Origin of the sequence: Kineococcus sp. TRM81007 (assembly GCF_022669155.1) — a bacterium.
Classification (GTDB): Bacteria; Actinomycetota; Actinomycetes; order Actinomycetales; family Kineococcaceae; genus Kineococcus.
This window is the reverse complement of the sequence record NZ_JALBVB010000019.1, coordinates 44,311-57,823: the sequence shown is the minus strand read 5'-3', so window position 1 is coordinate 57,823 and position 13,513 is coordinate 44,311. Positions and strand designations below refer to the sequence as shown.

Below are 13,513 nucleotides of genomic sequence, written 5' to 3'. Positions count from 1 at the left end.
GGGCGGCCTCGATGGTGGCGTTCAGCGCCAGCAGGTTCGTCTGCTCGGCGATGGCGGTGATGGTGCCCACGACGCTGGCGATGGCGCGGGTGGCCTCGCCCAGCTCGGCGACGGTGGCGCGGGTGGCCTCGGCGGCCTCGACGGCCTCCCGGGCCACGGACGCGGACCGCGCCATCCCGGAGGAGATCTCGTTGATGGCGGCGCCCAGCTCCTCCGCGCCGGCGGCGATGGTGCACACGTCGGCGGAGACGGCGTCGGCGGAGCGCGCGGCGCGGTCGGTGTCGCCGGCGGTGCGCTCGTTGGCGCTGGACAGCTCCTGCGCCCGGCCCGCGAGGTCGTCGGCCATCCCGGCGACCTGGCAGGCGCCGGCGGCGACGTCGGCGACGGTGCGGCGGGTGGCGGTCACGGCGGCCTCCACGGCCTGCGCCATCTCGCGGAACTCGTCGCCGCCGTCGACGACGGGGGCGACGGTCAGGTCGCCGTCGGCGACGCGGCGCAGGTCGGCGACGGTGCGGCGCATCGGGCCGACGAGGCTGCGGGTCAGCGCGACCTGCAGGAGCACGACGAGCGCGGCGGCAGCGGCGAGGGTGACCAGGACCAGGGTCCGGCTGTGCTCGGCGGCGGCGTCGGCCTCGGCGGCGGCCGCGGCGGCGCGGGCGTCCACCGAGTCGGCGAACTCCTGCGTGGCGGTGAGGATGTCGGCGTAGGCGACCCAGCTCTCCTCGACGATCACGCGCTCGGCACCCGCCAGGTCACCGGCCGAGTAGAGGGCGACGGCGCGATCGTCCGAGGCGAAGTAGGCGTCCCACAGGTCGCCGATGGTGGTCTCCAGCTCGCGCTCGGTGGCGTCCATGAGGTCGGTGGGGGCGGCGGCGAGCGCCTGGCGCAGCTTCTCCTCGTCGGCGAGGAAGCCGGCGCGGTTGTCCGAGGTGGGGTCCACGGCACCGGGCAGGCCGAGGCGGTAGGTGTCCCAGGCGTACGCGGCCTGCCAGCCGCTGACGTCGGCGGCGTAGAAGCGCTGCTGCTCCGCGTAGCGGACCAGGTCGGTGATGTCGCGCTGGTGCTCCACCGAGCGGGACTGCTCGGCGATGCCCACGAGCGCGGCGGTGCCGGTGGCGAGCAGCAGCACCAGCACGAGGCCGAACGCCAGCGCGAGGCGTGTGCCCACGCGCACGCGGCGCAGCAGGGTCGACGGCATCATGGCGGGTTCCTCCCGTGGTCGGCCCGGGCAGGCCGTCGACCTCTGCATCGGCACGCCCGTGGTGCTCCTGGAGCGGTCGCGGGAGCACCGCGGCGGCTGTCCGGGCCGCCGTGCAGGATGGCGCCGTGGACCTCGAGGGCGCCCTGCACCGCGCTGGGGCGCGCCCCGGCGACCCGCTGGGGCTGGTGGTGCTGCCCGGCCTGGGCGTGGGGCTGGCCGCGGGCGGCGGCCCGCTGCCGCTGGCGGGCGACCCGGCCGACCTGGTGCGCCGGGTGGAGCGTGGTCTGGGACCGCGCTGGACGTGGTGGTCGGCGGCGGGCACGGCCGCCCCGCTGGTCGCGGCGGGCGTGCACCTGGCCCGCTGCCACGACGTGGCCGCGGTGCACCGGCTGCTGGTGGGCGGTTCGCGCGACGACCCGGGCGCGGCGTGGGCGGCGGCGCACGACCTGCCCGAGCCACCGCCGCCGGCCCGGCACCGCGAGGCCGCGCACGGCACGGGACTGCTGGACCTGGACGGCGCCCTCGCCGGGGACAGCGGGCCGGTCGACGAGCACGGGTTGCTCGCGGCCGGCTGGGTGGAGGGCCGCGCGTTCGGGCCGGACGCCGAACCGGCCGAGCGCCTGGAGCGGGCGGCGCGCTGGGCGGCGCTGGCGGTGCGCACCGCGGCCGCGCAGCAGCGGGTCCTGGCCGCCCGGCCGGACCCGCGCCCGCGCCCGGCCCCCCCGCCGCTGGCGGTGCAGACGGGGTGGAGCGAGTCGGCCGCCGCGCTGCTGGCGGTGGAGCTGGAGACGACGGGGCTGCCGGTGGACCGGGCGGCCGCGGAGGCGGTGGTCGCCGCGGAGGTCGGGCCGCGCCCGGACGGGCCGGCGGCGGAGGCGGCCGCGCGCGCCGCCCGGGACGCGCCGGTGCGCGAGCTGCTGGGGCCGGTGGACCTGCGCAACCCCGCGCAGGTGCTGGCCGCGCTGCGGCAGCTGGGTTTCGACGTCCCGGACACGCGGGCGTGGCGGCTGGAGCGGTTGCGCGGTTCGCACCCGGTGGTGGAGGCGCTGCTGCGCTGGCGCAAGGGGGAGCGCCTGGCCACCACGTACGGCTACGCCTGGCTGGAGCACCACGTCAGCGCGGACGGGCGGCTGCGCGGGGCGTGGGCGGCGTCCGACGGCGGGGGCGGGCGGATGACCGCGCAGGCGGGTCTGCACAACCTGCCCGCCGAGCTGCGCCCGGCGGTGGCGGCCGAACCGGGGCACGTGCTGGTGCGCGCGGACCTGGGGCAGGTGGAACCGCGGGTGCTGGCGGTGCTGTCCGGCGACGCGGGCCTGGCCGCGGCCGCCCGCGAGGACGACCTGTACGCGCCGGTGGCCGCCGCCCTGGGCGCGGACCGCGCCACCGCGAAGGTGGCGGTGCTGGCGGCGATGTACGGGCAGACGTCGGGGGCGGCCGGGGAGGCGCTGCGGCGCATGGAGCGCGCCTACCCGGCGGCGCTGGCGTTCCTGCGCGCCGCCGAGGAGGCCGGGCGCGCGGGGCGGGACGTGGCGACGTGGGGCGGGCGACCGGTGCGGGTGGGCAGCGCGGACCTGCCGGAGGAGGCGAGGGCCGTGCGGGGGCGCTTCGCCCGCAACGCCGTCGTGCAGGGCACCGCGGCGGAGCTGTTCAAGGCGTGGGCGGCGTCGGTGCGCGCCGGCTTGGCCGGCGCCGGCGGGGCGGGGCGCGTCGTGCTGTGCCTGCACGACGAGCTGCTGCTGCACGTGCCGGAGCGGGACGCGGGCGCGGCGGCGGACCTGCTGCGCTCGGCGCTGGCGGGGACCGCGCGGCGGTGGGCGGGCGGCGACGTGCGGTTCGCCGCGGACGTGGCGGTGGTGCGGCGGTGGTCGGAGGCGAAGTGAGGCCGGGGGCGTCGGGCCCTGCTGGCGCGGTGGCCGCCGCGGCGGGCAGGGTGGTGGTGTGGCGACGCAGCTGACCAAGGGGTCCAACACCGAACTGCCGACCGTGCCCGTGCGGGCCGTCCTCGGCTGGGACGCCGGTCCCGGCGTGCCGGACGTCGACACCAGCGCGCTGCTGCTGACGTCCGCGGGGAAGGTGCGTTCCGACGACGACTTCGTGTTCTACAACCAGAGCGCCCACCCCTCGGGTGCGGTGCGGTACGGCCGCGACGGCGCCGTGGAGGTGGACCTGCCGGCCGTGGAGGCGCAGGTGGAGCGGGTGGTGCTGGCCGCCTCCGCGGACGGCGGCACGTTCGGGCAGGTGCCCGGCCTGCACCTGCGGGTGCTGGGGGCGGACGGCGCGGAACTGGCCCGGTTCGACGTGCCGCGGGCGGGGGCCGAGACGGCGTTCGTGGCCGGGGAGCTGTACCGGCGCGGGCCGGGGTGGAAGCTGCGCGCGGTGGGGCAGGGCTACGACAGCGGGCTGGCGGGGCTGGCCACCGACTTCGGCATCACCGTCGACGAGGAAGCCGCCCCCGAGCCCGCGGCACCTGCGCCGGAACCGGCACGCGCCCCGCTGAACCTCGACAAGGGCCGCGTCAGCCTGGTGAAGAACCAGACGGTGTCGCTGGTGAAGACGGGCGCTCCCCCGCTGAGCGCCGTCACCCTCGGCCTGGGCTGGGACCCGGCCGCGCGCGGGCGGAACATCGACCTGGACGCCTCCTGCATCGCGTTCGACGCCCGCGGGAAGGACCTCGCCACGGTGTGGTTCATGTCCAAGGACGCGTTCCGCGGCGCGATCGCGCACAGCGGCGACAACCTCACCGGCGCCGGCGAGGGCGACGACGAGCAGATCCGCGTGCGCCTGGGCGACCTGCCCGCCGACGTGCACGCGCTGGTGTTCACCATCAACTCCTTCGGCGGGCAGCGGTTCACCGCCGTCAGCCGGGCGTTCTGCCGCCTGCTGGACGCCGGCGGTGCGGAACTCGTGCGCTACGACCTCAGCGACACCGAGGACACCACGGCCGTCCTCATGGCGGCGGTGGTGCGCGACGGGGCCGCGTGGTCGATGCGGGCGCTGGGGGAGTTCCGCTCCGGGCGCACCGTGCGCAAGCTGGTGGACCCGGCGCGGGAACTGCTGTTCGGGTAGGGCCCGCTCCTGCGACGACCGGCTCGTGGACGGCCTGACGCGCTCCCCCGCCCTCGTGGCCGGCGCCCTCGTGACCGGCGCCCGCAGCGCGGAGGCCGCCGGCCGAGGCGGACGGCCGAGGCGGACGGCCGAGGCGGACGGCCGCTCGGGACGCGCCGGCCGGGGCCCGTGCCTACGCTCGAACGGTGCCCGCACGACGCCGACACCGACGCCCCCGCCCGGGGCCGGCGCCGGTGCGCGTGGTCCTCGACGCGCTGGACCTGGTGGCCGACCCGCCGCTGCGGCCGCCGCCGCACGGCGGGGTGCCCGAGGCGGTGTGGCGCCTGTGGCGCGCGCAGCGGCCGCGGGAGCCGCAGGCGCGGCTGACGCTCACGCACAGCCGTCCGCCGGCCGCACCGGCACCCGCCGCGGAGCAGCCGCCCTTCGACTGGCCCGGTGTCGCCCTCACCCTGCACCGGTACCTGCTGCTGCCCCGCCTGGGGCACCGGGTGGAGGTCGCGGCCGTCGGCACCACCGTCCGCCTGACCCGCCTGGACGGCGCCGACGTGGCGCTGGGCGACCCGGCGGCCGGGCTGCGCGCGCACCGGGTGCTGCGCGGGCACCGCGTCGAGCTCGACCCGCACGAGGTGCTCGCGTTCGCCGCGCGGCACGAGGACCTGCGCGGGTTCCTCGCCGCGCACCCGCCCGGCGGCGACGTCGACCTGCGCCTGGTGCTGGCCGCGGCCGCCGCCGGGCTGAGCGCCGGGGACGTCGCCGCCGCGCACGCGGCGGGCACCCTCACCCCCGACCGCATCGCGTTCCTCGCCGCCCTGCAGGGCGCGGTGGGCTGAGGAACAGTGGACCGAGGACCCCCGACGCAGATTCCCCGGAGACGCACCGCATGAGCCAGCAGCACGCCGACACCTGCTCCGCGCTGGGCATCGCCCTGCTCGCGAACGTCCCGGTGGTCCTCTGGGGGCCGCCCGGGCAGGGCAAGTCCTCGGTGGTGCGGGAGCTCGCCGACGGCATGGGCGCGCACCTGGAGACCGTCATCGCCTCCATCCGCGAACCCAGCGACTTCGCGGGGCTGCCCGTCGTGGACGCCGCCACGGGCACGGCGTCGCTGGCACCGCCGTCGTGGGCGGTGCGGCTGCGCGACGCCGTCGAGCGGGACGGCCGGGCCGGCATCCAGTTCTACGACGAGGTCTCCACCGCGCCGCCGGCGACGCAGGCGGCGCTGCTGCGGCCCATCCTGGAGGGCGTCGTCGGCGACCTGCGCCTGCCGCCGCAGGTGCGCACCGTCGCCGCCGCGAACCCCCCGGACGTCGCCGCCGACGGCTGGGACCTCGCCCCACCGGTGGCGAACCGGTTCCTGCACCTGACGTGGAGCCTGGACGCCGCCACCGTGCGGGAGGGCTTCAGCAGCGGCTGGCCGGCCGTGACCGTCCCCGCCGTCGACGAGGCGGAGGTCGCGGCCCTGCTGGAGCGCACCACGACGCTGGTGGGCGTGTTCCTGGGGTCGCGGCCGGAACTGGTCACGCGGATGCCGTCGTCGTCGGAGGACGCGGGCCGTGCGTTCCCGACACCGCGCTCGTGGGAGACCGCGGCCCGCCTGCACGCGCACGCGCAGGCCGCCGGCGCGAACAGCACGGTGGTGACGCTGCTGGTGTCCGGGGCGGTGGGCGTCGCCGCGGCCGGTGAGTTCCTGGCGTACGTGCGCGAGGTGGACCTGCCCGACCCGGAGGACCTGCTGCGGGACCCGGGTTCCTGGGACGTGGACCCGCAGCGCACCGACAAGACGTACGCGGTGGCGTCGTCCGTGTGGGCGGCCACCGCCGCGGACACCACCGTCGAGCGGTGGAACGCGTGCGGCCGGGTGCTCGCCCGCACCGCCGACGCCGGCAGCGCGGACATCGCGTTCTCGTTCGGACGCAGGTGGGCGCAGGGCCGCCCGCCCGGGGCGATGCCGGAACCGGCCACCGTCGCCTCCCTCGGCCCGATCCTGACCGAGCTCGGCCTGCTCACCCGCGACGCGTGAACCCGCGGAGCCCGCGGAACCCGCAGAACCCGCACATCCGGGGCGAGGGCGGGACGGTGGAGGAGCGCGCGGCGCTGCGCCTGGCCGCCGGGCGCGCCCGCGCCGGCGAGCTCATGCCGTACCTCGGCGACGCCCTGTACGCGGTGAAGGCGGTACCCACCAGCGCGATCCCCGCCGCCGGCATCGACACCCGCTGGCGGATGTACTACAACCCCGCGTTCGTCCTCGGCCTGGACGTCGCCGAGGTCGTCGGCGTGTGGCTGCACGAGGTCGGCCATCCCCTGCGCTCGCACCACGAGCGGTTCACCGCCCTGGCCGAACCCCGCGAGCGCCTGCCGCTGTTCAACCGGGCCGGCGACTGCACCATCAACGAGGACCTGCGCGCGGCGGGGATCCGCCTGCCCCCGGCGAAGGCGTGGTACCCCGAGAAGGTCCCCGGTGCCGCGGCGGGGATGACGGCGGAGCAGATCTACCGGTTGCTCGCCGCCGGCCCCACCGCGGCGGGACCGCGCCGCTCCCCCGCGGTGTTCGCGGCGGAGTTCACGTCGGTTCTCGACGACTGCGGTTCCGGCGCGGGTGGTGGGCGCCGGCCGTGGGAGGCGGACGACAGCGGCCGCGACGCCGCGGGCGAGGACGACGGCAGCGTGGACGCCGGGCGCGCGGAACTCATCCGGCAGCGGACCGCGCGCGAGGTCCTCGAGCACGCCCGGACCCGCGGGTCGGTGCCGGCGGGGTGGAGGCGGTGGGCGGAGCGCACGCTGACGCCGGTGGTGGACTGGCGCCGGGAACTGCTGAGCGTGACGCGCCGGGTCAGCGCCCGCGTGGCGGGGGTGCGCGACTACACGTACGCGCGGCCGTCGCGGCGCGCGGCCGCGGCGCCGGGGGTGGTGCTGCCGGCGATGCGCCAGCCGCGACCGCCGCGGGTGGCGGTGGTGGTGGACACGTCGGCGTCGGTGAGCGCGGACATGCTGGCGCGCGTCCAGGCGGAGACGGAGGCGGTGGTGCGCCGCTGCCGCGGCAGCGGGGTGCAGGTGATCGCCTGCGACGCGGCGGCCGGTCGCGCGCAGCGGGTGCGGCGGGTGCAGGACGTGGAGCTGACCGGTGGGGGCGGCACGGACGTGCGCGTGGGCATCGCCGCGGCCGCGGCGCTGCGCCCGGCGGTGGACCTGGTCATCACCGCCACCGACGGCGACACCCCGTGGCCGGACGTGCCGCCGCGGGAGAACCCGGGCGCGGTGCACGTGGTGCTGCTGCTGGACGGTGAGCGCGAGGGCGTGCCGGCGTGGATGCGCACGCTCGTCGTGGAGCGGGAGGAACCGCTGCGGTGAGGTCGCGGGCCCGGTGGCGGTCCGGGGACGGTGGCCGCCGGGCCGCGGTGCGGGTGCGCCGCGGCCCCACCGGCCGCCGCTGACCCCGCTCAGGCGGGGGTGGAGGCGTTGACCATCCAGTCGACCCCGAACCGGTCGGTGAGGGCGCCGTACGGGTCGCCCCACACCTGCACCTCCAGCGGGGTCGTGACCTCCCCGCCCTCGGCGAGGCCGTCGAAGAAGCCTCGCAACTGCTCGAGGTCGTCGCCGAAGAGGCACAGGGCGATGTTGCTGCCGGTGGCCGGGGACGTCCCGGCCACCGCGTCGGAGACCATCAGCGTGAACCCGGACGGGGTGTCGAGCTGGCCGTGCATGACGCCGTCGGGGTCGACGCCCTCGGCGCCCCCGCCGCCGAACTCGCCGAAGGTGGAGGTGCTCACCTCCCCGCCGAGCACCGACCGGTAGAACGCCAGCGCCTCGCGGGCGGTGCCGGGGAGGGAGACGTAGGGGCTGAGGCGGGGTGCCACGGGGAACCTCCTGGGAACGGGCCGGGTGACCTGCGCTGCCCGGCGGATCCGGGCCGACCCTCCTCCGACCCGCCGTCGCCGCGGAACTCATCGGTACCCGGGCACGGGACCACCACGCGATCGCGGGGTCTTCGGACCCGGCGGTGGGACGGCGGCCCACGGGCGTCGGGCCGAACTGCCGCGGGCACGTCGGGGCGCGGATCGCGGCGAGGGTGTGAAGTCGTGGCCTCGCCGAGTCCGTGCTCCGCCCTCTCCCCCCACGACGTGGCGCAGGTCCTCAGTGGATGTCGCTGCCGGTCCAGTCGGTCAAGACGGCCCCCAGGTGGATCGGTCCCGCCTCGGTGCGGGGGGAGCCGCACGCGGCGGAGCAGAAGGGGCCCGGCGCGCCGCCTGCTCAGCGTCGGGTCATCACGAACCCGGCGTGGTGCAGGACGCCGTCCAGCAGCTGGCCGAACGCCCAGAATCCGGAGTCGTCCAAGTAGGTGATCCGGTCCTCGTGCAGCCAGTACCGGCCGGTGTACGCGTCGGCGCGCCCGCCCCGGGTCTCGGAGTAGCGGCCGTCGGGTCGCAGGTGCTGCAGCAGGCCGTGGTGGGGGTCCTCCCAGGTGCCCACCCACGCTGCCCGGACGGCCGGGTCGGCGACGTCCTCTCCCGCGGTCCGGGTCGGCTCGCCGTCCCAGGCCTCGAGGTGTCCGGCGACCCACACCGCCAGCAGGTCCCGCGGGTCGACGACCAGCACGGTGCGCACCTGCGCCTCGGTGACCGGGCGGCGCACGACGGCGAAGGTGGCCGGGTTGCCGGGTACCAGGTCGTACCCGCCGCGCCGGGCGGGCGGCAGTTGTGCGACGGCGCTGTCGACCAGCAGCGGGACGGCGTGGGCGCCGTCGGCGCCGATCACCTCCACTCGCGGATCAGCCGGCCCCCCGCCCAGACGCTTCCCGACCACGTGCAGCTCGCCGGGCGCCACGGTGCCGGGCCTCGTCCTGACGTGCACACCCGTGACGACGAACGTGTCGGCGCGCGGCGGGGGCATCGAGGCGTGACCGGCGGCGACGGCGCCCGGCGCAGGATCCATCGTCACGACGCTCGCACCTCGCAGCAGGACGAGGCGGTCGGGAGCGGTGGCGGAGCGGTTCGGCGCGTCCGGGGTGGGGTCGGTGCTCATCGGGCGTCCTCCCGGTGCATGGTGTAGCCGGCGTGGTGCAGGGCGTCGTCGGCGAACCGGCCGAAGGCCCAGAAGCCGAGGTCGTCGAGGTAGTCGACGCGGTCACCGTCGATCCAGTAGCGGCCCGTGAAGGCGTGCGGGCGGCCACCGCGAGTCTCGTCGTAGCGGCCGTCGGCGGTCAGTTCCTGGTGCAGGAAGTCGTCGGTGTCGACCCACACGCCCACCCGGCTCGGGTCGACCGCGAGCCGGTCGGGCTGCAGCCGAGTACGGGCCGGCGCGGGACCGAGAGGGTCCCCGGCCCAGCGGACGGGGCGCCCCTCCCGCAGCACGGCGAGCAGCAGCTCGGGCCGTGTGAACGAGGTGTGCAGCGCCGTGGCCAGGTCCGGGGCGTGCGCGTCGGGCACGACGACGAGGCTGGCGTCCGCGCCGGGTGCGAGCGTCCCGGGGCCGGCGCCGCGCGCGGCGGCGTCGAGGGTGGCGGTCGCGTCCAGGCGGGCGGGAAGCACGGTGGTGCCGGTGGCGTCGATGACCACGGCGCCGTCGTCCTCGGCCGCGGTGACGATGCCGGGTCCGACGCCGACGATCAGCGCCCCGCCGACGAGCACATCGGCGCCGCGCACGGTGCCGATCAGCGGGTCGAGGGTGTGGACCGTCGCGTTGGTCAGCAGCAGCGGCCGGTCGGCGCCGGCGCGCACGGCGGCGAGTCCGGCGGCCGTGAAAGCGGGGAAGGTGTTGGGCACGGCTCCACCCTCGTGCGGCCCGACGCGGCGCAGGAGGCCGGGACTCACCCAGGGAGTGCCGCACCCCGGCGAGGGGAGCCGCACGTCCTGCGGCGCGATCCCCTGGGCAGCCCGGCCCACGGACAGCCTGGACCTGCCGTGGGGGAACCCGGGCGAACGACTGACCGCTCGTGCTTGATGTGCGGGTGATCGGGGGGAGGCGGTGGGCAGGTCGAGGAGGAGTCACACCGGTGTGCGGGCGATGAGCAGGGTGGGCACCGGTTCGCCCTCCGCCAGGTCCCAGCACGGGCCAGACCGTCAGCGCCGCTCACCCATGGCCGGCGCTCGCAGGGCTACGCCACCCGGGCCGCGCGTGGGAGCCAGCAACAGCGGGTCGAGCTCCAGACCTGCGGCCGACCGGCGCACGCCCGGCTCCCAGCCCGGCCCCGCTCCCGTTCGGACGTTCGCCGGCCGATGAGCTCACGACCTGCCGCCGGTCCCACCTGTGACGGTGACGGCCGGTCCATGGGCAGCGCCGCCGCCGAGGAGTGATCTCTGAGCAGCTACGGAGGAGACCCTGATGCCATCGATCCGCCGCTTCGACCACGTCGGCATCACCGTCGCCGACCTCGAGCAGGTGACGGCCTTCTTCGTCGCCCTGGGCCTTCGAGTCGATGCCGGCCCCACGGTGGTCGAAGGCGACTTCCTGGACACCGTCATCGGCATCCGCGACTCCCGCACCTGCATCGTCATGCTCCGAGCACCGCAGGGAGGCACTTCGCTGGAGCTGTCCACCTTCGAACAGCCCCAGCACCAGCCGGGCTCGCCCACCGCCGTGGCCACCGAGCTGGGGCTGCGCAACGTGGCCTTCGAGGTGGACGACCTGGACGCCGTCATCGAACAGCTGGCCACGGACGGGTACGGCCTGGTCGGCGGCGTGGGTGAGCACGAGGGCACCTGGCGGATGGCGTACGTGCGCGGGCCGGAGGGGATCATCGTGTCCCTGGCGGAGCGGATCGGCTGACGCGGGACCCGCCGAGCGCGACGCACCGGCACCGGCGCATCCCTGATCGCGCGCCTCCGAACGAGTGCGTGCACCATACCGGTGCGACGTCACGGTCACGGTTCCTCTCCATGTCGACCGCGCCTCTCGCGACGGCTGGACCGAGCGGGGATGCTGGTGCCGGCGGGTCCGGGGAGTGGCTCGTCCGAAGAACCGACACCGGGGTCGCAGCCGGTCGCGCTGGAGTCGAGAGCCGCTCCCACCCGGCGGGGTGGTGCGCGTCGCGACCCGGGTGCTCGTGCCGCCCGGATCCCAGAGCGGTCCGCAGCGCCGTCCACGTCGGCTCGGCAGCGGCCCACCAGGCCCGACCGGTTCGGCGCCTCGTGCCCGGTGACGTCAACCTGTGGCCCAAGCTGACCGGTGGGGAGGTCATCGACCTGCTCGCGAGCCTGCACGGCCGCCTGGACCGCGCCCGCAAGGCCGAGCTGCTGGAGCGGTTCGACCTGGATCCGACGAAGAGGACCCGCACCTGCTCCAAGGGCAACCGGCACAAGGTGGCCCTCGTCGCGGCGCTGGCCGGCGACGTGGAGCTGCTCGTCCTCGACGAGCCGACCTCGGGACTCGACCCGCTGATGGAGCTGACGTTCCAGCAGTGCATCACCGAGGCCGCCTCCGGCATCGCGAACCTCGTGGTCACCCCGCCCACGCTCGAGGAGCTGTTCGTCCACCACTACGACGGCGCTCCGGCACGTGCCGGTGCGGCCAGCACGTCGGGTGGTGCGCGGTGACCACGCTCACCCGCAGCCGCGAGAGCGGCCCGCACGCGGCACCGTCATCGAGCACCGCACTGACCGGCACCCGCCGCCTGCTGCGGTTCGGGCTGCGCCGCGACCGCGTCAGGATCCCGGCGTGGGCCTTGAGCATCGGCGGGCTCATCGCGTACTTCGGTGCGGCCATCCCGGCGGTCTACCCGGACGCCGCCGCGATGCAGACCCGAGCTGAGATCGTGAGGGACCCCTCGGGCGCGTTCATGACCGGCCCGGGCTACGGCCTGGACGACTACACGCCCGGGGTCATGATCGCCAACGAGGTGCTCGGCATGATCGCCGTGGCTGTCGCGCTCATGTCGATCCTCCTGGTCGTGCGCCACACCCGGGCCGAGGAGGAGGCCGGTCGCGTCGACCTCGTGCGCGCCGGTGCCGTCGGACGCCGTGCCCCGCTGACCGCCGCGCTCGTCCTGCTCCTCGTGGCGAACCTGGCGATCGCAGCGGTGCTGCTCGCAGCGGTGCTGCTCGCCGCGCTGCTGGTCAACGACCTCGCACTGCCCGACTCGGCCGCCATCGCTGCCGGTGCCGCCGTGGTCGGACTCGTCCTCGGATCCCTCGCCGCAGTCACCGCCCAGCTCAGCGAGCACGCCCGCACCGCCTCCGGGACGGCGGGCGGGCTCCTCGGCCTGGCCTACGTGCTGCGCGGGGTCGGTGATGCCGCCCAGCCCGGCGGCAGCACGCTGTCGTGGATGTCGCCGATCGGGTGGGCGCAGCAGACCCGAGCGTTCGTCGATCTGCGCTGGTGGCCGCTCCTTGTCGGCGTCGGCGTGGCCGCCCTCCTGCTGACGGCGTCGTTCGGGCTGGTCGGGCACCGCGACGTCGGCGCCGGTCTGCTCCCGGCTCGGCGTGGTCGCCCCGCGGCGAGTCGAGACTGCTCAGCCCCGCGGGTCTGACCCTGCGCGCGGAGCGGGCCTCGATCGCGTGGTGGGCGGTCGGGTTGTTCGTGTTCGCCCTCCTCACCGGCTCCACGGGGCAGGGCATCGTGGACAGCTTCGAGTCCCAGCCGCAGCTCGCGGAGGTCTTCGGCGGTGCCGGCCAGGACGACGTGCTGCGCTCGACCCTGTCCGCGTTCCTGGCGTTCTTCGCCATGGCGGTAGCCGTCCACGCCGTGGTCTCGATCAACCGGCTCAACCACGAGGAGGACGAGGGCCGCACCGGCGTGGTCCTGGCGACCGCGGTCAGCCGCCCGGCGTGGTTGGGCGGGTCTCTCCTGGTGAGCGCCCTGAGCTCGACCGTGCTGCTGCTCGTCTCCGGCTTGGGTGTGGGCGCCGGAGCCGCGAGCTCGGTCGGCGATCCTGGCCTCGTGGGCGCGTTCACGCTCGCCTCCCTCGCCCACCTGCCGACCGTGCTGTGCTTCACGGGGCTGGCCGCTCTCGCCCACGGCCTGCGCGCGGGCAAGTGGTGGGTCTGGACGCTGCTCGTGGCCTCGATCCTGGTCGGCCTGTACGGGCCCCTGTTCGACCTCCCCGGCGCGGTCCTGGAGGCGGCGCCCTTCGCCCTGACCCCCAGAGCGCCCCACGAGGCGGTCACCCTGCCTCCGCTGGCCCTCATCACCATCACGTCCGCCACCTTGGTGGCCGCAGCCACCGCGGCCCTGCGCCGGCGGGACACGACCGCGTGAGCGTGCAGGTGCCGCACGGCTGGACCGTCCTGGAGCGACCGGCAGCAGGCGGCCCACACG

Annotated in this window: 12 protein-coding genes and 1 pseudogene; 9 read left to right on the top strand and 4 right to left on the bottom strand. The window is 76.5% G+C overall.

Going from position 1 to position 13,513, the window contains the following annotated elements; all coding sequences use genetic code 11:
- Positions 1-1,201 (bottom strand): methyl-accepting chemotaxis protein (locus tag MN205_RS00740; protein WP_242123339.1); only part of this gene is annotated, 1,201 nt, incomplete at its 3' end.
- 125 nt (positions 1,202-1,326) lie between these two features.
- Between MN205_RS00740 and MN205_RS00735 the strand changes: the two genes are divergently transcribed.
- From MN205_RS00735 to MN205_RS00715, 5 genes are all read left to right on the top strand, one after another.
- Complete coding sequence (locus MN205_RS00735) at positions 1,327-3,081, top strand: DNA polymerase (RefSeq protein ID WP_242123338.1); 1,755 nt, start codon at positions 1,327-1,329, stop codon at positions 3,079-3,081.
- Between the two features lie 70 nt (positions 3,082-3,151).
- Complete coding sequence (locus MN205_RS00730; RefSeq protein ID WP_374115800.1) at positions 3,152-4,267, top strand: TerD family protein; 1,116 nt, start codon at positions 3,152-3,154, stop codon at positions 4,265-4,267.
- A 185-nt stretch (positions 4,268-4,452) separates the two neighbouring features.
- Positions 4,453-5,097, top strand: coding sequence for a hypothetical protein (locus MN205_RS00725; RefSeq protein ID WP_242123336.1), 645 nt, complete (start codon positions 4,453-4,455; stop codon positions 5,095-5,097).
- 50 nt (positions 5,098-5,147) lie between these two features.
- Positions 5,148-6,284 (top strand): AAA family ATPase, encoded by a 1,137-nt coding sequence (locus tag MN205_RS00720; protein WP_242123334.1) that lies wholly within the window; start codon positions 5,148-5,150, stop codon positions 6,282-6,284.
- The gene (locus MN205_RS00715; RefSeq protein ID WP_242123332.1) at positions 6,281-7,612 is read left to right on the top strand and encodes a VWA-like domain-containing protein; all 1,332 of its coding nucleotides are present in this window, start codon (positions 6,281-6,283) and stop codon (positions 7,610-7,612) included. The genes MN205_RS00720 and MN205_RS00715 overlap by 4 nt, the downstream gene beginning before the upstream one ends.
- Before the next feature lie 89 nt (positions 7,613-7,701).
- Here MN205_RS00715 and MN205_RS00710 read toward each other — a convergent pair whose 3' ends face one another.
- The 3 genes from MN205_RS00710 to MN205_RS21360 all read right to left on the bottom strand — a co-directional run bounded on the left by MN205_RS00710 (position 7,702) and on the right by MN205_RS21360 (position 10,023).
- Positions 7,702-8,118, bottom strand: coding sequence for a VOC family protein (locus tag MN205_RS00710; RefSeq protein ID WP_242123331.1), 417 nt, complete (start codon positions 8,116-8,118; stop codon positions 7,702-7,704).
- 394 nt (positions 8,119-8,512) lie between these two features.
- On the bottom strand, positions 8,513-9,283 hold the full coding sequence (locus MN205_RS00705) for an Atu4866 domain-containing protein (protein WP_242123328.1): 771 nt from the start codon (positions 9,281-9,283) through the stop codon (positions 8,513-8,515).
- Positions 9,280-10,023, bottom strand: coding sequence for an Atu4866 domain-containing protein (locus MN205_RS21360; protein WP_242123327.1), 744 nt, complete (start codon positions 10,021-10,023; stop codon positions 9,280-9,282). Before MN205_RS21360 ends, MN205_RS00705 begins: the two co-directional genes overlap by 4 nt.
- Before the next feature lie 559 nt (positions 10,024-10,582).
- Between MN205_RS21360 and MN205_RS00695 the strand changes: the two genes are divergently transcribed.
- The 4 genes and pseudogenes from MN205_RS00695 (at position 10,583) to MN205_RS00680 (ending at position 13,453) form a co-directional block, all read left to right on the top strand.
- Positions 10,583-11,026 (top strand): VOC family protein, encoded by a 444-nt coding sequence (locus tag MN205_RS00695; RefSeq protein ID WP_242123325.1) that lies wholly within the window; start codon positions 10,583-10,585, stop codon positions 11,024-11,026.
- Positions 11,027-11,379: 353 nt separating this feature from the next.
- Positions 11,380-11,724, top strand: a pseudogene (locus MN205_RS21355) (ATP-binding cassette domain-containing protein); the annotation flags it as partial.
- Positions 11,725-11,789: 65 nt separating this feature from the next.
- A complete protein-coding gene (locus MN205_RS00685; RefSeq protein ID WP_242123323.1) occupies positions 11,790-12,725 on the top strand; it encodes a hypothetical protein in 936 nt (311 codons plus the stop codon).
- Between the two features lie 50 nt (positions 12,726-12,775).
- The gene (locus MN205_RS00680) at positions 12,776-13,453 is read left to right on the top strand and encodes a hypothetical protein (RefSeq protein WP_242123321.1); all 678 of its coding nucleotides are present in this window, start codon (positions 12,776-12,778) and stop codon (positions 13,451-13,453) included.
- Positions 13,454-13,513 lie beyond the last annotated feature (60 nt).